General features: G+C 54.5%; 16 protein-coding genes and 7 tRNA genes. 21 read left to right on the top strand and 2 right to left on the bottom strand.

The genetic code is table 11. The features are described from left to right. Window positions 1-166 precede the first annotated feature (166 nt). Complete coding sequence (gene nagE / locus LRM19_RS02095) at window positions 167-2,188, bottom strand: N-acetylglucosamine-specific PTS transporter subunit IIBC (RefSeq protein WP_115874499.1); 2,022 nt, start codon at window positions 2,186-2,188, stop codon at window positions 167-169. A 328-nt stretch (window positions 2,189-2,516) separates the two neighbouring features. Between nagE and nagB the strand changes: the two genes are divergently transcribed. The 12 genes from nagB (at window position 2,517) to LRM19_RS02035 (ending at window position 9,383) form a co-directional block, all read left to right on the top strand. Then, complete coding sequence (gene nagB / locus LRM19_RS02090) at window positions 2,517-3,317, top strand: glucosamine-6-phosphate deaminase (RefSeq protein WP_013097568.1); 801 nt, start codon at window positions 2,517-2,519, stop codon at window positions 3,315-3,317. Window positions 3,318-3,372: 55 nt separating this feature from the next. After that, window positions 3,373-4,521 (top strand): N-acetylglucosamine-6-phosphate deacetylase, encoded by a 1,149-nt coding sequence (nagA, locus tag LRM19_RS02085; RefSeq protein ID WP_271367146.1) that lies wholly within the window; start codon window positions 3,373-3,375, stop codon window positions 4,519-4,521. Between the two features lie 8 nt (window positions 4,522-4,529). Further along, window positions 4,530-5,750, top strand: coding sequence for a DNA-binding transcriptional regulator NagC (gene nagC / locus LRM19_RS02080; RefSeq protein WP_021242995.1), 1,221 nt, complete (start codon window positions 4,530-4,532; stop codon window positions 5,748-5,750). Window positions 5,751-5,795: 45 nt separating this feature from the next. After that, window positions 5,796-6,548 carry a ribonucleotide monophosphatase NagD gene (gene nagD / locus LRM19_RS02075; protein ID WP_023310763.1) on the top strand — a complete coding sequence of 251 codons (753 nt, stop codon included), beginning with the start codon at window positions 5,796-5,798 and terminating at the stop codon, window positions 6,546-6,548. A gap of 249 nt (window positions 6,549-6,797) precedes the next feature. After that, on the top strand, window positions 6,798-8,462 hold the full coding sequence (gene asnB / locus LRM19_RS02070) for an asparagine synthase B (protein WP_010428626.1): 1,665 nt from the start codon (window positions 6,798-6,800) through the stop codon (window positions 8,460-8,462). Window positions 8,463-8,688: 226 nt separating this feature from the next. Beyond that, window positions 8,689-8,765, top strand: a tRNA-Met gene (locus tag LRM19_RS02065). An 8-nt stretch (window positions 8,766-8,773) separates the two neighbouring features. Then, window positions 8,774-8,858: transfer RNA gene (locus tag LRM19_RS02060), tRNA-Leu, on the top strand. Between the two features lie 23 nt (window positions 8,859-8,881). Then, window positions 8,882-8,956 (top strand) — tRNA-Gln (locus tag LRM19_RS02055). 32 nt (window positions 8,957-8,988) lie between these two features. Further along, window positions 8,989-9,063 (top strand) — tRNA-Gln (locus LRM19_RS02050). Window positions 9,064-9,080: 17 nt separating this feature from the next. Then, window positions 9,081-9,157: transfer RNA gene (locus LRM19_RS02045), tRNA-Met, on the top strand. A gap of 40 nt (window positions 9,158-9,197) precedes the next feature. Beyond that, a tRNA-Gln gene (locus LRM19_RS02040) sits at window positions 9,198-9,272 on the top strand. 36 nt (window positions 9,273-9,308) lie between these two features. After that, window positions 9,309-9,383, top strand: a tRNA-Gln gene (locus tag LRM19_RS02035). 97 nt (window positions 9,384-9,480) lie between these two features. On the opposite strand, the gene ubiF is transcribed toward LRM19_RS02035, so the two are convergent. Further along, window positions 9,481-10,656: a 3-demethoxyubiquinol 3-hydroxylase gene (gene ubiF / locus LRM19_RS02030; RefSeq protein WP_127730045.1), complete on the bottom strand. Its 1,176-nt coding sequence runs from the start codon at window positions 10,654-10,656 to the stop codon at window positions 9,481-9,483. 135 nt (window positions 10,657-10,791) lie between these two features. Here ubiF and miaB point away from each other — a divergent pair, with 135 nt between their 5' ends. From miaB to LRM19_RS01985, 9 genes are all read left to right on the top strand, one after another. After that, on the top strand, window positions 10,792-12,216 hold the full coding sequence (miaB, locus tag LRM19_RS02025) for a tRNA (N6-isopentenyl adenosine(37)-C2)-methylthiotransferase MiaB (RefSeq protein WP_111964387.1): 1,425 nt from the start codon (window positions 10,792-10,794) through the stop codon (window positions 12,214-12,216). A 163-nt stretch (window positions 12,217-12,379) separates the two neighbouring features. Continuing rightward, complete coding sequence (locus LRM19_RS02020) at window positions 12,380-13,426, top strand: PhoH family protein (RefSeq protein ID WP_008501053.1); 1,047 nt, start codon at window positions 12,380-12,382, stop codon at window positions 13,424-13,426. Then, window positions 13,423-13,890 carry an rRNA maturation RNase YbeY gene (gene ybeY / locus LRM19_RS02015; RefSeq protein WP_008501052.1) on the top strand — a complete coding sequence of 156 codons (468 nt, stop codon included), beginning with the start codon at window positions 13,423-13,425 and terminating at the stop codon, window positions 13,888-13,890. The genes LRM19_RS02020 and ybeY overlap by 4 nt, the downstream gene beginning before the upstream one ends. Before the next feature lie 89 nt (window positions 13,891-13,979). Continuing rightward, window positions 13,980-14,858 (top strand): CNNM family magnesium/cobalt transport protein CorC, encoded by an 879-nt coding sequence (corC, locus tag LRM19_RS02010; RefSeq protein WP_021242574.1) that lies wholly within the window; start codon window positions 13,980-13,982, stop codon window positions 14,856-14,858. 5 nt (window positions 14,859-14,863) lie between these two features. Next, window positions 14,864-16,402 carry an apolipoprotein N-acyltransferase gene (gene lnt, locus LRM19_RS02005; protein ID WP_271367141.1) on the top strand — a complete coding sequence of 513 codons (1,539 nt, stop codon included), beginning with the start codon at window positions 14,864-14,866 and terminating at the stop codon, window positions 16,400-16,402. 354 nt (window positions 16,403-16,756) lie between these two features. Beyond that, complete coding sequence (locus tag LRM19_RS02000) at window positions 16,757-17,662, top strand: amino acid ABC transporter substrate-binding protein (protein ID WP_023334902.1); 906 nt, start codon at window positions 16,757-16,759, stop codon at window positions 17,660-17,662. Between the two features lie 155 nt (window positions 17,663-17,817). Further along, window positions 17,818-18,558: an amino acid ABC transporter permease gene (locus LRM19_RS01995; RefSeq protein ID WP_271367140.1), complete on the top strand. Its 741-nt coding sequence runs from the start codon at window positions 17,818-17,820 to the stop codon at window positions 18,556-18,558. Further along, window positions 18,558-19,232: a glutamate/aspartate ABC transporter permease GltK gene (gene gltK / locus LRM19_RS01990; protein ID WP_111964391.1), complete on the top strand. Its 675-nt coding sequence runs from the start codon at window positions 18,558-18,560 to the stop codon at window positions 19,230-19,232. The genes LRM19_RS01995 and gltK overlap by 1 nt, the downstream gene beginning before the upstream one ends. Then, window positions 19,232-19,957: an amino acid ABC transporter ATP-binding protein gene (locus LRM19_RS01985; RefSeq protein ID WP_014883001.1), complete on the top strand. Its 726-nt coding sequence runs from the start codon at window positions 19,232-19,234 to the stop codon at window positions 19,955-19,957. The genes gltK and LRM19_RS01985 overlap by 1 nt, the downstream gene beginning before the upstream one ends. Window positions 19,958-20,058 lie beyond the last annotated feature (101 nt).

Genomic DNA, 20,058 nt, shown 5'->3' with positions numbered 1-20,058 from the left:
GGATTCCTCAAAGCGTAAACAACGTATAACGGCATATGATCTTATAAGCCGGACGTAGTGACAACCCTTAAAACGTCTCTGAAGAAAATAATGGGGGCATTTGCTGCAAAAAAAAGCGGCGGAGGATCTCCCCCGCCGCTTAAGGCATGACTCTACTCAGGAGCGATTACTTGCCTTTAATCTCGTACAGCGGTGTTTGACCCGCAACAACCTGACCTTTCGCCTGAATGACCAGGCCGCTGAAGTCGTCGATGTTGCTGCAAACGACCGGACTTATCATGGAGCGCGCGTTGGCGTTCAGGAAGTCCAGATCCATTTCCAGAATCGGCTGCCCTGCCACCACTTCAGCGCCCTCTTCCACCAGACGAGTAAAGCCCTGGCCGTTCAGCGCAACGGTATCGATACCCATATGGACAACGATCTCCGCGCCATTTTCGGTTTCGAGGCAGAACGCATGGTTGGTGTTGAAGATTTTCACGATGGTACCGGCAGCCGGAGACACAACGGTTTTGTCCGTTGGTTTCACCGCCACACCGTCACCGACCGCTTTGCTGGCGAAGGCTTCGTCAGGCACCTGCTCAATCGCAACGACTTCACCGGTTACCGGTGAAACCAGCGCGGCTATCGTTTTGGCGTTGGGTACCGCCTGCGGTTTTGCAGCCGCTGGCGCGGCGGCAGGTGCGGCAGAAGCTTCTGCTGCGGCTACCGGGCCGGTAGTTTTCATGGCATTAGCAATTTTCTCTGCCACAAAGCCAACGATAATCTGCACGCTGGTTTTGTTCAGGCGGATAACACCGGACGCGCCCAGACGTTTGGCCAGCGCTTCGTTCACCAGGGAAGAGTCTTTGACGTTCAGACGCAGACGAGTGATACAGGCATCGATACCGGTCAGGTTGTCAGAACCGCCTACTGCGGCGATGTACTGACGCGCCAGACCTGAAACGTCCTGGTCCTGAGCACCGCTCACGTTCACATCCTGACCATCCGCTTCGCTACCGGCCACGGCCAGTTCACGACCCGGGGTCATGAGGTTAAATTTGGTGATAGTGAAACGGAACACTACGTAGTAGATCGCGAAGAACACCAGACCTTGCGGGATCAGCATCCACCAGTGGGTCGCCAGCGGGTTACGGGACGAAAGCACCATATCCACCAGACCGGCGCTGAAGCCGAAACCGGCAATCCACTGCATGCTGGCAGCGATGAACACGGAGATACCGGTCAGCACGGCGTGGATCACATACAGAACCGGCGCCACGAACATGAAGGAGAACTCCAGCGGCTCGGTGATACCGGTGAAGAAGGCCGCGAACGCGCCCGCCATCATGATACCCAGCACTTTCGCTTTATTCTCTGGACGCGCGCAGTGGTAGATAGCCAGCGCAGCACCCGGCAGACCAAACATCATGATCGGGAAGAAGCCCGCCTGGTAACGACCGGTGATACCGACAACCGCTTTACCTGCTTCGATGGACTGTGCGCCACCCAGGAAGTTAGGGATATCGTTAATACCGGCAACGTCGAACCAGAACACGGAGTTCAGCGCGTGGTGCAGACCAACCGGGATCAGCAGACGGTTGAAGAACGCGTACACGCCCGCACCGACAGAACCCAGTTTCTGGATGTGCTCACCGAAGTTCACCAGACCGTCGAAAATCATCGGCCAGACGTACATCATGATGAACGCGACAACGATCATCACAAACGAGGTCAGGATAGGGACCAGACGGCGGCCGCTAAAGAAGGAGAGCGCTTTTGGCAGCTCTACGCTGCTGAAGCGGTTATACAGTTCGGCAGAGATGATACCCACAAGGATACCGACAAACTGGTTGCTGATCTTACCGAATGCCGCCGGAACCTGGTCCGCCGGAATTTTTTGGATCATGGCCACTGCTGCAGGTGAGCAGAGAGTGGTTAAGACGAGGAAACCGACAAAACCGGTCAGCGCAGCGGCACCGTCTTTGTCTTTGGACATACCGTAAGCCACACCAATCGCGAACAACACGGACATATTGTCGATAATGGCGGAACCTGACTTGATAAAGAACGCCGCCAGCGCGCTGGTATTACCCCAGCCGTTGGGGTCGATCCAGTAGCCGACACCCATCAGGATGGCTGCGGCAGGCAGCGTGGCGACCGGCACCATAAGTGCGCGGCCAACCTTTTGTAAATAACCTAGAATACTCACTTTCTTCCCCCTATGAGACCCCGTTTAAGGCATGTTCTCAGCTCTGTTTTTTATTGTGTCACGAACTATAGATACAGTTGATGCTTCACTGGCATTGTGAGTGTGTGAAAAATTAATTCGTATCGCAAATTAAACGCATACTTTTTGTGATTTTTGTCACCAAATATCGTTATTAACCCTCCCTTACACTGGCTAACAGTGAAAACTTATTTTATCATTCAAAAAATCAAGACGGATTGATCCTGCCTGAAAGTTTCCAGGTTACGCTTAAGTATCAGGTTCCGATAGCTATCCGCCCACTCTTCTACTTTAACTCTTGAGGTGAACAATGAGACTGATTCCCCTGGCAACTGCTGAACAAGTTGGTAAATGGGCCGCTCGCCATATCGTTAACCGTATCAACGCCTTTAAACCAACTGCCGATCGTCCTTTCGTTCTTGGACTTCCGACAGGCGGCACACCGCTGACTGCCTACAAGGCGCTGGTTGAGATGCATAAAGCAGGCCAGGTTAGCTTCAAGCATGTTGTGACATTCAACATGGATGAATACGTTGGCTTACCGAAAGACCACCCGGAAAGCTACCATAGCTTTATGCACCGTAATTTCTTTGATCACGTTGATATTCCAGCTGAAAATATTAACCTGCTGAATGGAAACGCGCCTGATATTGACGCAGAATGCCGTCAGTATGAAGAAAAAATCCGTTCTTACGGTAAGATCCATCTGTTTATGGGTGGTGTAGGTAATGATGGTCACATCGCGTTTAACGAACCGGCGTCATCTCTGGCTTCCCGCACCCGTATTAAAACGCTGACCCATGACACGCGTGTGGCAAACTCCCGCTTCTTTGACGGCGATGTTAACCAGGTTCCAAAATACGCCCTGACCGTAGGCGTAGGCACCCTGCTGGATGCTGAAGAAGTGATGATTCTGGTGCTGGGCAGCGTGAAAGCCCAGGCGCTCCAGGCTGCCGTTGAAGGCAACGTAAACCATATGTGGACCATAAGCTGCCTGCAGCTGCATCCGAAATCAGTCATCGTCTGCGACGAGCCGTCCACGATGGAGCTGAAGGTTAAAACGCTGAAGTACTTCAACGAGTTAGAAGCTGAGAACATCAAAGGTCTGTAATTGAATAACCGCCTCTTCATCAAGAGGCGGCCGCTTTTTTTAACCGGGGGTCGTTATGTACGCTTTAACCCACGGTCGGATTTATACCGGCCATGATATTCTGGATGACCATGCGATTGTTATCGCTGATGGCCTGATTGAACGTGTTTGCCCGCTGGCAGAACTGCCGCCGGAGATTGAACAGCGCTCACTCAATGGAGCAGTAATCTCCCCCGGTTTCATCGACGTGCAGCTCAACGGCTGCGGCGGTGTGCAATTCAATGACACCGCGGATGCGGTGACGGTAGAAACTCTGGAGATCATGCAGAAAGCCAACGAGAAATCGGGCTGCACCAGCTATCTGCCAACGCTCATCACCAGCAGTGATGACCTTATGAAGCAGGGTATCCGCGTGATGCGAGAATACCTAGCCAAACATCCTAACCAGGCGCTGGGTCTGCACCTTGAAGGGCCATGGCTGAATATGGTCAAGAAAGGAACGCATAACCCGGACTACGTGCGTAAACCTGATGCGGAGCTGGTTGACTACATGTGTGCCAACGCCGATGTGATCACCAAAGTGACGCTGGCACCTGAAATGACGGGTACGGATGTCATCAGCAAGCTGGCCGCCGCCGGGATTATCGTTTCAGCAGGCCACTCGAACGCAACGCTGAAAGAAGCGAAAGCCGGTTTCCGCGCCGGAATTACTTTCGCAACTCACCTTTACAACGCCATGCCGTATATCACAGGCCGTGAACCGGGTCTGGTCGGGGCGATTCTGGATGAGCCAGACGTCTACTGCGGCATTATTGCTGACGGCTTACACGTCGATTACACCAACATTCGCAACGCTAAGCGGCTGAAAGGTGACAAGCTTTGTCTGGTGACGGATGCCACCGCACCGGCAGGTGCAAATATTGAGCAGTTCATTTTTGCCGGTAAAACAATATACTACCGCAATGGACTGTGTGTGGATGAAAACGGTACGCTGAGCGGTTCCTCTTTGACCATGATTGAAGGGGTGCGTAACCTGGTAGAACATTGCGGGATTGCGCTTGATGAAGTCCTGCGTATGGCAACCCTGTATCCGGCTCGCGCATTGGGCGTGGATAAACAGCTCGGCGGAATTGCACCAGGTATGGTTGCAAACCTGACGGCATTCACACACGATTATAAAATTATTAAGACCATCGTTAATGGTAACGAGGTCGTCACTGAGTAAGTAAAAGTATGACACCTGGCGGACAAGCTCAAATCGGTAATGTCGATCTCGTTAAACAACTTAACAGTGCGGCGGTATACCGCCTGATTGACCAGCACGGCCCCATCTCGCGGATTCAGATAGCCGAACAAAGCCAGCTTGCTCCCGCCAGCGTGACAAAAATTACCCGCCAGCTCATTGAGCGCGGTCTGATCAAAGAAGTCGATCAGCAGGCCTCCACCGGGGGCCGCCGCGCCATCTCTATTATTACCGAAACCCGCAATTTTCAGGCAATTGGCGTCCGTCTGGGCCGCCATGACACTACCCTCACGCTGTACGATCTGAGCAGTAAAGCCATTGCGGAAGAACACTACCCTCTTCCGGAACGCACCCAGGAGACGCTGGAACATGCGCTGCTCAATACCATCGCGCAGTTTATTGAAAGCTGTCAGCGCAAGATCCGCGAACTCATCGCCATCTCCGTGATCCTGCCCGGCCTGGTCGACCCGGAAAGCGGCGTGATCCGCTATATGCCGCACATTCAGGTTGAAAACTGGGGGCTGGTCGACGCGCTGGAAAAGCGTTTTAAAGTGACCTGCTTTGTGGGTCACGACATCCGCTCTCTGGCGCTGGCAGAGCACTACTTTGGTGCGAGCCAGGACTGTGAAGACTCTATTCTGGTGCGCGTCCACCGCGGTACGGGTGCAGGCATTATCTCTAACGGCCGGATTTTTATTGGGCGCAACGGTAACGTCGGAGAGATCGGCCACATTCAGGTTGAACCCCTCGGGGAGCGCTGCCACTGCGGCAACTTTGGCTGCCTTGAAACGATCGCCGCCAACACGGCCATCGAGCAGCGCGTTCGCCATCTGCTTGAACAGGGTTATCAAAGCCGCGTCACGCTGGACGACTGCAAGATAGGCACCATCTGCAAAGCCGCTAATAAAGGCGACGCGCTGGCCTGCGAAGTGATCGAGCAGGTTGGACGTCATCTGGGGAAAACCATCGCCATCGCCATTAACCTGTTTAACCCACAAAAAGTGGTGATCGCCGGTGAAATTGTGGAAGCGGAAAAGGTTCTGCTCCCTGCGATTGAAGGCTGTATTAACACCCAGGCGCTGAAAGCATTCCGCCAGAATCTTCCGGTGGTTCGTTCAAAGCTTGACCATCGCTCGGCGATTGGCGCGTTCGCGCTGGTCAAACGCGCCATGCTCAACGGAATTCTGCTCCAGCATTTGCTGGAAAGCTGATCGAACCTTATAGTAACGCCTTCTTTTTTTGATGTCGGAATATCCATGACCATTAAGAACGTAATTTGTGATATCGACGGCGTGCTGATGCACGACAACGTTGCCGTGCCGGGTGCTGCGGAGTTTCTTCACCGTATCATCGACAAAGGAATGCCACTGGTTCTGCTCACGAACTACCCTTCTCAAACCGGTCAGGATCTGGCAAACCGCTTTGCCACCGCAGGCGTCGACGTCCCGGACAGCGTGTTTTATACCTCGGCGATGGCCACGGCGGATTTTCTGAAGCGTCAGGAAGGAAAGAAAGCCTACGTGGTAGGTGAAGGTGCGCTGATACACGAGCTCTACAAAGCAGGCTTTACCATCACTGACGTGAACCCGGACTTTGTGATTGTCGGCGAGACGCGTTCCTTTAACTGGGAGATGATGCATAAAGCAGCATACTTTGTCGCCAGCGGTGCGCGCTTTATCGCCACCAACCCGGATACGCATGGCCGTGGTTTTTATCCGGCCTGCGGCGCGCTCTGCGCCGGTATCGAGAAAATCTCAGGGCGTCAGCCGTTCGTGGTCGGTAAACCGAGCCCGTGGATCATTCGTGCCGCGCTCAACAAGATGCAGGCCCACTCTGAAGAAACCGTTATTGTCGGCGACAACCTGCGCACCGATATTCTGGCCGGTTTCCAGGCGGGTCTGGAGACGATTCTGGTCCTGTCCGGCGTCTCTCAACTTGATGACATTGATTCGATGCCGTTCCGGCCGAGCTGGATTTACCCCTCCGTCGATGAAATTGACATCATCTGATACCGAACCACGCCTCAGGGCGTGGTTTTTCATTTATGGCCTACACAAATAAAACTCCATCTAACAAAAAGCACATTTCACTGCATAATCATCAATAAAAGAACTCATGGCGTACTCTTTTTTCACTATTCCGCAATCACTATTGCACTATTTCCGTTTTCACCCGTAAAACGCTTGCGCGCCCTGCCCCTTTGCGGCATTTTCATAAGCAAGCAACATTACAAAGCAACAGGGTTAACGGAGAAGGTTATGTGTTCAATTTTTGGCGTACTGGATATTAAAACTGACGCGGGCGAACTGCGTAAAAAGGCACTCGAACTGTCCCGCCTGATGCGCCATCGCGGCCCGGACTGGTCAGGCGTTTACGCCAGTGACAAAGCAATTCTGGCTCACGAACGTCTGTCTATTGTTGACGTCAACGCCGGTGCACAGCCGCTGTATAACGAGAAAAAAACGCATGCGCTGGCTGTCAACGGTGAGATCTACAACCACCAGGCGCTGCGCGCCGAATACGGCGACCGCTACGCATTCCAGACCGGTTCTGACTGTGAAGTGATCCTGGCGCTGTATCAGGAGAAAGGTCCCGAGTTCCTGGACGACCTGCAGGGTATGTTTGCTTTTGCCCTGTACGACAGCGAAAAAGACGCTTATCTGATTGGCCGTGACCATATCGGTATTATCCCGCTGTACATGGGTCACGATGAGCACGGCAACTTCTACGTGGCCTCTGAGATGAAAGCCCTGGTGCCGGTCTGCCGCACCATTAAAGAGTTCCCGGCAGGCAGCTATCTGTGGAGCAAAGACGGCGAGATCCGTCAGTATTACCAGCGTGACTGGTTCGACTACGACGCGGTAAAAGACAACGTCACGGACAAAGCCGAGCTGCGTCAGGCGCTGGAAGATTCCGTGAAAAGCCACCTGATGTCAGACGTACCTTACGGCGTGCTGCTCTCCGGCGGCCTGGACTCCTCCGTGATCTCGGCCATTACCAAGAAATTTGCGGCTCGTCGCGTGGAGGATCAGGAGCGCTCAGAAGCCTGGTGGCCACAGCTGCACTCTTTTGCCGTGGGTCTGGAAGGGGCACCGGATCTAAAAGCCGCGCAGGAAGTGGCAAACCACCTCGGCACCGTACACCACGAAATTCATTTCACCGTGCAGGAAGGTCTGGATGCGATCCGCGATGTGATCTATCACATTGAAACCTATGACGTGACCACCATCCGCGCCTCAACGCCGATGTACCTGATGTCGCGTAAGATCAAGGCGATGGGCATCAAGATGGTGCTCTCCGGTGAAGGTTCTGACGAAGTGTTTGGCGGCTACCTGTACTTCCACAAAGCGCCAAACGCTAAAGAGCTGCATGAAGAGACCGTGCGTAAGCTGCAGGCGTTGCACATGTTCGACTGTGCGCGTGCCAACAAAGCAATGTCTGCCTGGGGCGTAGAAGCGCGCGTGCCGTTCCTGGATAAGAAATTCCTCGACGTGGCAATGCGCATCAACCCGCAGGACAAGATGTGTGGCAACGGCAAAATGGAAAAACATATCCTGCGTGAATGTTTTGAATCCTACCTGCCGGCGAGCGTGGCATGGCGTCAGAAAGAGCAGTTCTCCGATGGTGTAGGTTATAGCTGGATCGACACCCTGAAAGAGGTCGCTGCGAAACAGGTTTCTGACCAACAGCTGGAAACCGCAAGCTTCCGCTTCCCGTACAACACGCCGGGCTCGAAAGAAGCGTATCTCTACCGTGAAATTTTTGAAGAATTGTTCCCGGTGCCGAGTGCTGCGGAGTGCGTACCGGGTGGCCCTTCCGTCGCCTGCTCTTCTGCCAAAGCGATTGAATGGGATGAATCGTTCAAATCCATGAACGATCCATCAGGACGCGCGGTAGGCGTTCACCAGTCAGCCTACAAGTAATCACCTAGATCGCAATCAGGCCCCTCAGGGGCCTGTTTTTTTTGCCTCACATTTCACCGCCTAAATCTGATTAATAACCAATAATTGCCGAATATTCGGTCACGCTGTTCGCAACCTAACCAAACAGTCACATTCCGGCTATTTTCGTTGAAAAAGGTGTTGACGCTGCAAGGGTCTATACGCATAATGCGCCCCGCAACGCCGATAAGGTAACGCGAAAAAAGATGGCTACGTAGCTCAGTTGGTTAGAGCACATCACTCATAATGATGGGGTCACAGGTTCGAATCCCGTCGTAGCCACCATCTTTTTTGCGGGAGTGGCGAAATTGGTAGACGCACCAGATTTAGGTTCTGGCGCCGCAAGGTGTGCGAGTTCAAGTCTCGCCTCCCGCACCATTCCCGGGTAAGCGTTGCACGGATGGGGTATCGCCAAGCGGTAAGGCACCGGTTTTTGATACCGGCATTCCCTGGTTCGAATCCAGGTACCCCAGCCATATTTCTTCGATTTTGCGGTTCTCCGCGGTATTGGGGTATCGCCAAGCGGTAAGGCACCGGTTTTTGATACCGGCATTCCCTGGTTCGAATCCAGGTACCCCAGCCATCGAAGATTGCAGTACTGGCTACGTAGCTCAGTTGGTTAGAGCACATCACTCATAATGATGGGGTCACAGGTTCGAATCCCGTCGTAGCCACCAAATTAAGATTGTCGATTTTTCGGTAATCAAGACAAATTGTTGGGGTATCGCCAAGCGGTAAGGCACCGGATTCTGATTCCGGCATTCCGAGGTTCGAATCCTCGTACCCCAGCCAATTTAAAAAGTCGTTAAGCAGTTTGTTTAACGCAATTGGGGTGTCGCCAAGCGGTAAGGCTCTGGTTTCTGATACCAGCATTCCGGGGTTCGAATCCCTGCACCCCAGCCACTTAGTAACAAAAAAGCCCGCTCTGCGGGCTTTTTTGTTTTTGTTGTTCAGAATCGAGTAGCCTGATGCCCTCTCCCACGGGGAGAGGGCATCAATATTAAAGTCCCAGGGCGTATTTCAGCGCCTGACGCTTCAGACCACCGGCACGCTCCGCTGCCATCAATCCAATATTACGCAGAATGCGCACCGGGGCTAAATCATTGCTGAACCCGGCATAGAACAGATCCATTCCCGACTGCATGATAAAGTTATCCGCCATGCGTCGCGTCTGATAACGCTTCAGGACCTGATGGCTGGCCCAGTTTTCCGCGTGTTCGCGGGCGCTGCCCAGCACATCCAGTAACGCATCGACGTCACGATACCCCAGGTTGACACCCTGCCCGGCCAGCGGATGAATGGTGTGTGCCGCATCGCCCACCAGCGCCAGCCCTTCACGGGCATACTGCAACGCATGACGACGCGTGAGCGGGAATGCCCCTGCGGCGACCGGCGTGACGTTGCCCAGACGGCTCGGGAAATGCAGCAGAATTTCCCGCTGCAATTGTTCCATTGAAAGCCCCTGCAGCTGGCGAATGCGCGCCGGTTTGTCGTACCACACCAGCGACGCCCAGTTATCGAACAGCGGTAAAAAGGCGTGCGGGCCGTTCGGGGTAAAGTGCTGCCAGGTACTCTCGCCCGGCGCATTCTCGCACTGGACGGTAATCAGCATGCAGGACTGCTCGTACTGCCAGGCATGCACCCCGATACCCGCCATCTGTCTGACCTGCGAGTTGGCGCCGTCCGCCCCGATAACCAGCTTCACGGCCAGCTCATCGCCGCTATCGAACGTCAGTAGATAGCCACTCTCGTGAGGATGCAGCGCCTTAAGCGACGCAGGCACGCGCAGCGTCACCTGCGGATGCGCCTCCAGCGACTGCCAGAGCGCCCGCTGGAGCACGTTGTTTTCCACCATATAGCCCAGGCGCGGCAGCTTCAGCTCAGCGGCATCAAACGCGACGTGGGCATTTTCCCACTCCCAGGTTTCAAGGCGGCTATAGGGGTGCGCGCGCATTTCCAGCACCGCCTCCCAGACGCCCAGCCCGCGTAGCAGATCGACGGACGACGCGCTGATAGCGGAAATGCGCACATCCGGTTTACTGGCGGGATCGTAGGCTGGCGGAGCCGCCTGTTCGATTACCGTTACCTCAAATCCCTGCTGCGCCAGCCCCAGCGCCAGCGCGCCGCCGACCATACCGCCGCCGACAACGGCAACTTCGGTGTGTAGGAGTGTCATGGTCAATTTTCCTTATTGGAGAATCCCTTAAGTTTACCGGATTTTTGCGGTCCTGAGACACACAACCTTCATACTGGTCACAACCCCACCAAAGCATTACAATACGCGGCTTGCAATCCTGAGCTGAGCAAGTCGATGACTAAAAAACTCCATATAAAAACCTGGGGCTGTCAGATGAACGAATACGATTCATCCAAGATGGCCGATCTGCTGGATACCACCCACGGATACCAGCTGACTGAAAATGCGAAAGAAGCGGACGTGCTGCTGCTGAACACCTGTTCGATTCGTGAAAAAGCGCAGGAAAAAGTCTTTCACGTATTAGGACGCTGGAAACTTCTCAAACGAAAAAATCCGGACCTGATCATCGGGGTGGGCGGCTGCGTCGCGTCGCAGGAAGGCAAGCTGATCCGCCAGAGAGCCCCGTATGTGGATATTGTCTTTGGTCCTCAGACCCTCCACCGCCTGCCGGAGATGATCAATCAGGTTCGCGGCAACCGTAGCCCGGTCGTTGACGTCAGCTTCCCGGAAATCGAAAAATTCGACCGCCTGCCTGAGCCGCGAGCCGATGGCCCAACCGCTTTCGTCTCCATCATGGAGGGCTGCAACAAATACTGCACGTACTGCGTGGTGCCGTACACCCGTGGTGAAGAGGTCAGCCGCCCGGCAGATGACATTCTGTTTGAAATCGCACAGCTTGCCGCGCAGGGTGTGCGCGAAGTGAACCTGCTGGGCCAGAACGTTAACGCCTGGCGCGGTGAGAACTACGACGGCACGACCGGCAGCTTTGCCGAGCTGCTGCGCCTGGTGGCCGCGATTGACGGCATCGACCGCATTCGCTTTACCACCAGCCATCCGATGGAGTTTACCGACGACATCATTGACGTCTATCGCGATACGCCAGAACTGGTGAGCTTCCTGCACCTGCCGATTCAGTGCGGCTCTGACCGCGTGCTGAACCTGATGGGCCGCCCGCATACGGTGCTGGAATATAAGTCCACCATCCGCAAGCTGCGTGAAGCGCGTCCGGATATCCAGATTAGCTCTGACTTTATCGTCGGCTTCCCTGGCGAAACCGCTGATGACTTCGAGCGCACCATGAAGCTCATCGGTGAAGTGAATTTTGACGTCAGCTACAGCTTCATCTTCTCTGCGCGTCCAGGGACACCGGCGGCCGATATGGTTGACGATGTGCCGGAAGAAGAGAAAAAGCAGCGTCTGTATATTCTGCAGGAGCGTATTAACCAGCAGGCCAACGCCTGGAGCCGCCGCATGCTCGGCACCGTTCAGCGCATTCTGGTGGAAGGCACCTCCCGCAAGAGCATTATGGAACTCTCTGGTCGTACCGAAAATAATCGCGTGGTGAACTTTGAAGGCACCCCGGATATGATCGGTAAGTTTGTGGACGTCGAGATTATCGAAGTGCTGACCAACTCGCTGCGCGCGAAAGTGGTCCGCACCGAGGACGAAATGGGCCTGCGTATTGCCGAGTCACCGGAATCCGTCATCTCTCGTACTCGCAAAGAAAATGATTCTGGCGTTGGGATTTACCAGCCATAATCCTTCTGGCCTGCCCTTCCGGCAGGCCTTGTATTTCCTCTCATCGTCCCCAATATCTTCCGCAACGCTTGCGCCTTTATTCTGTGGCGTGAATAATTTCGGTAATGACCGTTTTATTGCGCCGTGTGGCAGCGGGTCAGTTAACCAATTAAAGAGGAACAGTTTGAACATAGATACGCGTGAAATTAGCCTTGAGCCAGCAGACAACGCTCGCCTGCTGAGCCTGTGCGGGCCGTTTGATGACAACATCAAACAACTGGAGCGACGTCTCGGTATCGAAATCAATCGTCGCGATAATCATTTCAAACTTACCGGGCGCCCTATCTGCGTCAACGCCGCTGCGGACATTCTGCGTAGCCTGTATGTGGATACATCCCCCATGCGCGGCGAAATTCAGGATATCGAACCGGAACAAATTCACCTCGCCATTAAAGAGGCGCGCGTGCTTGAGCAAAGCGCGGAAAGCGTTCCGGACTACGGTAAGGCAATCAATATCAAGACGAAACGTGGCGTCATTAAGCCGCGTACGCCAAACCAGGCACAGTACATCGCCAATATCCTCGACCACGACATCACCTTCGGGGTGGGGCCGGCGGGCACGGGTAAAACCTATCTGGCCGTTGCCGCGGCGGTCGATGCGCTGGAACGCCAGGAGATCCGTCGAATTCTGCTGACCCGTCCGGCCGTTGAAGCGGGCGAAAAGCTGGGCTTCCTGCCGGGCGATCTGAGCCAGAAGGTCGACCCGTATCTGCGTCCTTTATACGATGCGCTGTTCGAAATGCTGGGCTTTGAGAAGGTCGAGAAGCTCATTGAGCGTAACGTTATCGAAGTTGCCCCGCTCGCCTACATGCGCGGCCGTACGCTGAACGATGCGTTCATCATTCTTGATGAAAGCCAGAACACCACCATCGAACAGATGAAAATGTTCCTGACGCGTATCGGCTTTAACTCGAAAGCGGTCATCACCGGTGACGTCACCCAGATCGACCTGCCGCGCAGCACCAAATCAGGCCTGCGCCACGCCATTGAAGTGCTGGCCGAGGTCGACGAAATCAGCTTTAACTTCTTCCATAGTGAAGACGTGGTACGCCACCCGGTGGTCGCGCGTATCGTTAACGCCTATGAAGCCTGGGAAGAGGCGGATCAGAAGCGTAAGGCCGAACTGGCCGCAGAACGTAAGCGCGAAGCGCAGGAGCAAGAACAGAAATGAGTCAGGTGATCCTCGATTTACAGCTGGCCTGTGAAGACAATTCCGGCATGCCAGATGAGGCACAGTTTCAGAAATGGCTGGATGCCGTTATTCCTCAGTTTCAGGAAGAATCAGAAGTTACGATTCGCCTGGTGGATGAAGCGGAAAGCCATGAGCTTAACCTGACCTATCGCGGGAAAGATAAGCCGACCAACGTGCTCTCTTTCCCGTTCGAAGCGCCGCCGGGTATCGAGATGCCGCTGCTGGGCGATCTGATCATCTGCCGTCAGGTGGTTGAACAGGAAGCGAAAGAGCAGCAAAAGCCGCTTGAGGCCCACTGGGCGCATATGGTGGTACACGGCAGTCTGCATCTGCTCGGCTACGATCACATTGAAGATGACGAAGCGGAAGAGATGGAGTCCCTCGAGACAGAGATAATGCTTGCTCTGGGCTATGAGGATCCGTACATTGCCGAGAAAGAATAGTCCGTCACCTGACTGACTCCCCTGCCGCCACGAAAGGATATCGCGTGGCGGTAAACGTTGAACTAACAAGAGAACCCTTAACAAACGCCATGAGCGACGACAATTCACACAGTAGCGACACGACAACCAGTAAAAAGGGATTTTTCTCCCTCATTCTGAACCAGCTTTTCCACGGCGAACCCAAAAACCGTGATGAACTGCTGGAGCTGATTCGTGATTCCGGGCAGAACGACCTTATCGACGAAGATACGCGCGAAATGCTCGAAGGGGTTATGGACATCGCCGACCAGCGCGTTCGCGATATCATGATCCCCCGCTCGCAGATGATAACCCTGAAACGTAACCAGACCCTGGACGAGTGCCTCGATGTGATCATCGAATCCGCCCACTCGCGTTTCCCGGTCATCAGCGAAGACAAAGATCACATCGAAGGGATTTTGATGGCGAAAGATCTGCTGCCGTTTATGCGCAGCGATGCCGAAGCCTTCAGCATGGAAAAAGTGTTACGCCAGGCCGTGGTTGTGCCGGAAAGTAAACGTGTGGATCGGATGCTGAAAGAGTTTCGCTCTCAGCGTTACCACATGGCGATTGTTATTGATGAATTTGGTGGCGTTTCCGGTCTGGTCACGATCGAGGATATTCTTGAGCTGATCGTGGGCGAAATCGAAGACGAGTACGACGAAGAAGAGGATATCGACTTCCGTCAGCTCAGCCGCCACACCTGGACCGTGCGCGCGCTGGCCTCCATTGAGGACTTCAACGACGCCTTCGGGACCCACTTCAGCGATGAAGAGGTCGATACCATTGGCGGGCTGGTGATGCAGGCCTTTGGTCATCTCCCGGCGCGCGGTGAGACCGTTGACATCGACGGTTACCAGTTCAAAGTGGCAATGGCCGACAGCCGACGTATTATACAGGTTCACGTCAGAACGCCGGACGACTCACCGGTGCCAAAACTGGAAGATTAATGTAAATGGCATTTGCCCCATTGCTTGAACGCCAGCGCGTCCGTTTGCTGCTGGCGCTGTTACTCGGAGCCAGCGGTACGCTGGCTTTTTCTCCTTACGATATCTGGCCCGCGGCCATACTCTCCCTGATGGGGCTTCAGGGTCTGACCCTGAACCGTCGTCCGGTACAGGCTGCCGCTATCGGCTACTTCTGGGGACTGGGGCTGTTTGGCTCAGGTATTAACTGGGTCTACGTCAGCATCGCCCAGTTTGGCGGTATGCCTGGCCCGGTAAACGTCTTCCTGGTGGTACTGCTCGCCGCGTATCTCTCGCTTTATACCGGTCTGTTCGCCGGCATCCTTTCTCGCCTGTGGCCCAAAACCAGCTGGCTACGCGTCGCCATTGCCGCACCGGTGGTCTGGCAAATCACGGAGTTCCTGCGCGGCTGGGTGCTGACCGGCTTCCCGTGGCTGCAGTTCGGCTACAGTCAGATTGACGGCCCGCTTAAAGGCCTGGCGCCGGTAATGGGCGTTGAGGCCATCAACTTCCTGCTGATGGTGGTGAGCGGCCTGCTGGTCCTGGCGCTGGTCACGCGCGGCTGGAAGCCGCTGGTTATGGCGCTGGTGCTGTTCGCCCTTCCCTTCCCGCTGCGCTATATCCAGTGGTTCACGCCTGAGCCCGCGCGCGCCATGCAGGTTTCCATGGTTCAGGGGAACATCCCGCAGTCCATGAAGTGGGACGAGAAAGAGCTGCTGAACACGCTGAAGATCTACGCCAACGCCACCGAAGAGGTGATGGGTAAATCGCAGCTGATTATCTGGCCGGAGTCTGCCATTCCCGATCTGGAAATCAATCAGCAGCCGTTCCTCAACATGATGAACGACCTGCTGCTCTCTCGTGGCAGCACGCTAATCACCGGGATTGTCGATGCGCGTCTGAATCAGCAGAACCGCTACGACACCTACAACACTATCATTACGCTCGGAAAAGACAGCGAATACAGCTACCACTCCACTGACCGATACAACAAGAACCATCTGGTGCCGTTCGGTGAATTTGTCCCGCTGGAGTCGATTCTGCGCCCGCTGGCCCCGTTCTTCGACCTGCCGATGTCCTCCTTCAGCCGCGGACCGTACGTACAGCCTCAGCTGCACGCGCACGGCCTGGCCCTGACGGCGGCTATCTGCTACGAAATCATCCTCGGCGAGCAGGTGCGCGATAACTTCCGCCCGGATACAGACTATCTGCTGACCATCTCCAACGATGCCTGGTTTGGTAAGTCTATCGGCCCGTGGCAGCACTTCCAGATGGCACGTATGCGCTCTCTGGAGCTGGCGCGTCCGCTGCTGCGCAGCACCAACAACGGCATCACCGCTGTGATTGGTCCGCAGGGTGAAATCCAGGCGATGATCCCGCAGTTTACCCGAGAGGTGCTGACCACGAATGTCACGCCAACCACCGGGCTGACGCCATATGCGCGCACCGGCAACTGGCCGCTGTGGATCCTGACCGCGCTATTCGGCTTTGGCGCGGTGCTGATGAGCCTGCGCCAGCGTCGTAAATAACCTTCCCTTCTGTTGCCGGGTAGCGGCTACGCCTTACCCGGCAATCCCTCCCAAATCTTAAAACTGGCACGCCTATTGCTTTGTTTATTCAGGTAAACGCAGTTTGGCTTAACGTGCAACTTTGTCGCACCAGCGTAGATCACCGGTAGCACCGTAACGGTGCAACGGGAGATATTTGCCTCTGAATGGTGCGGCGCGCTTCGCAAAAATAAACAATAACGCAGCAAAATCTTTACATTAAGCCAGACTAAATGTTAACAAGCTTGCATAACACTGCACTCGCATTGCGCGAGATATAACAACATCACAATGGGTATCAATGCGTCGCTGACGCTGATAAAAAAGGAGTTGGGTATGCAATTACGTAAACTGGCCACAGCAATGCTGGTTATGGGAATGTCTGCAGGCGTGGTTCACGCTGAAGATGCGCCTGCAGCAGGCAGTACTCTCGACAAGATTGCCAAAAACGGCGTTATCGTGGTCGGCCACCGTGAATCTTCTGTCCCGTTCTCTTACTACGACAACACGCAAAAAGTCGTGGGCTATTCACAGGATTACTCCAACGCCATCGTTGAAGCCGTGAAGAAAAAGCTGAACAAACCTGACCTGCAGGTGAAGCTGATCCCAATCACTTCACAGAACCGTATTCCACTGCTGCAAAACGGCACCTTTGACTTCGAGTGTGGCTCCACCACTAACAACCTGGAGCGTCAGAAACAGGCTGCTTTCTCTGACACCATCTTTGTCGTGGGTACCCGCCTGCTGACGAAGAAAGGCGGTGAGATCAAAGACTTCGCTGACCTGAAAGGTAAAGCGGTTGTCGTGACCTCCGGTACCACGTCAGAAGTGCTGCTCCACAAGCTGAACGACGAGAAGAAAATGGACATGCGCATCATCAGCGCGAAAGACCATGGCGACTCCTTCCGTACCCTGGAAAGCGGTCGCGCCGTCGCGTTTATGATGGATGACGCCCTGCTGGCGGGCGAGCGTGCGAAAGCGAAAAAACCAGACAACTGGGATATCGTCGGTACCGCGCAGTCGAAAGAAGCCTACGGCTGTATGCTGCGTAAAGACGATCCGCAGTTTAAAAAGCTGATCGATGACACCATCGCTCAGGTGCAGACCTCCGGCGAAGCGGAAAAATGGTTCGACAAATGGTTCAAGAACCCGATTCCACCGAAAAACCTGAACATGAATTTTGAACTGTCTGAGGACATGAAAGCACTGTTCAAATCTCCAAATGACAAGGCTCTTAACTAATTAGAACAACAGGGGCGGGATCTCCTGCCCTCTCGATTGTCGGGAAGCATGGACAGACTATACGTTGAGTGGTCGTTCCCCACTCAGCGCGAAAAATAAGCTTCTCACCAATCTTCGAGGGTAGCGCTGCTACCCTTTTTTTTCTGGAGTTTATTATGTCAATCGACTGGAACTGGGGCATATTCCTGCAACAAGCCCCGTTCGGCAACACCACCTATCTTGGCTGGCTGTGGAGCGGCTTTCAGGTCACCGTGGCATTATCGATAACGGCGTGGATTATCGCGTTTCTTGTCGGTTCTTTGTTCGGTATTCTGCGCACCGTCCCTAACCGCTTTCTTTCAACACTTGGCACCCTGTATGTGGAACTGTTCCGTAACGTTCCGCTGATCGTGCAATTCTTTACCTGGTATCTGGTTATCCCGGAACTGCTGCCGGATAATATTGGGATGTGGTTCAAGTCGGAACTGGATCCGAACGTGCAGTTTTTTGTCTCCTCCATGATGTGTCTGGGGCTGTTTACCGCTGCGCGCGTTTGCGAGCAGGTGCGTGCCGCCATTCAGTCATTGCCGCGCGGACAAAAAAATGCGGGCCTGGCGATGGGCCTAACGCTGCCCCAAACCTACCGCTACGTGCTGCTGCCAAACGCCTACCGCGTTATCGTTCCACCGATGACCTCAGAGATGATGAACCTGGTGAAAAACTCGGCCATCGCCTCGACTATCGGCCTGGTCGATATGGCCGCGCAGGCGGGCAAACTGCTGGATTACTCCGCTCACGCGTGGGAATCCTTCACCGCGATCACGCTCGCGTATGTTCTGATTAACGCTTTCATCATGCTGGTGATGAACCTGGTTGAACGCAAAATTCGCCTGCCGGGCAACATGGGGGGCAAATAATGTACGAATTTGACTGGAGTTCTGTCGTTCCATCCATGCCTTACCTGCTTGATGGACTGATGATTACCTTAAAAATCACCGTCATTGCCATCATCGTCGGTATCGTCTGGGGCACCCTGCTGGCCGTCATGCGCCTGTCGAGCTTTAAGCCGCTCGCATGGTTTGCAACCGCCTACGTTAACGTGTTCCGCTCCATCCCGCTGGTGATGGTGCTGCTGTGGTTTTACCTGATTGTGCCCGGCTTCCTGCAAAACGTGCTGGGGCTGTCGCCGAAAACCGATATCCGTCTGATCTCCGCCATGGTGGCGTTCTCAATGTTTGAGGCCGCTTACTACTCTGAGATTATCCGAGCGGGCATTCAGAGTATCTCCCGTGGGCAATCCAGCGCCGCGCTGGCCCTGGGGATGACGCACTGGCAGTCCATGCAGCTCATTATTCTGCCGCAGGCGTTTCGCGCCATGGTTCCGCTCCTGCTTACCCAGGGTATCGTGTTGTTCCAGGATACCTCGCTGGTCTACGTTCTGAGTCTGGCAGACTTCTTCCGTACCGCGTCAACCATCGGTGAACGTGATGGTACGCAGGTTGAGATGGTGCTCTTTGCGGGTGCGGTCTATTTTGTGATTAGTTTAAGCGCGTCGCTGTTGGTCAGCTGGCTGAAGAAAAGGACGGTATAATGATTTCCCTGAAAAATGTTTCTAAATGGTATGGGCACTTTCAGGTGCTGACCGACTGCTCCACCGAGGTAAAAAAAGGCGACGTGGTAGTGGTGTGCGGACCGTCCGGTTCCGGTAAATCGACGCTGATCAAAACCGTTAACGGACTGGAGCCGGTCCAGCAGGGTGAGATCGTCGTCAACGGCACCAAAGTCAACGACAAGAAAACCAACCTCGCCCAGCTTCGCTCTCACGTTGGCATGGTGTTCCAGCATTTTGAGCTGTTCCCACACCTCTCCATTATTGAGAACCTGACGCTGGCGCAGGTAAAAGTGCTTAAGCGTGATAAAAAAGCGTCGCGCGAGAAAGGTCTGAAGCTCCTGGAACGCGTTGGCCTCTCTGCGCATGCCGATAAGTTCCCGGCGCAGCTCTCCGGCGGCCAACAGCAGCGTGTGGCGATCGCCCGCGCGCTGTGCATGGATCCGGTGGCGATGCTGTTTGATGAGCCAACGTCGGCGCTCGATCCAGAGATGATCAACGAAGTGCTGGACGTGATGGTCGAGCTGGCGCACGAAGGGATGACCATGATGGTTGTGACCCACGAAATGGGCTTCGCCCGTAAGGTGGCCAACCGCGTGATCTTTATGGACGAAGGGAAAATTGTCGAAGATTCTCCGAAAGAGGAGTTCTTCGCCAACCCGAAATCTGAACGTGCAAAAGATTTCCTCGCCAAAATCCTGCATTAATCTTCCCGGTGCGCAATCTGCGGATTGCGCACTGCTTCACGCTTTAACTCTCTTTATCTATTCGGCGTCACATTGCAGCGTTAACCTTGTCACAAAATAAC

This window comes from Enterobacter sp. PI-10, from assembly GCF_027947695.1.
GTDB lineage: Bacteria > Pseudomonadota > Gammaproteobacteria > Enterobacterales > Enterobacteriaceae > Enterobacter > Enterobacter vonholyi.
This window is presented reverse-complemented; position numbering and strand designations above follow the sequence as displayed.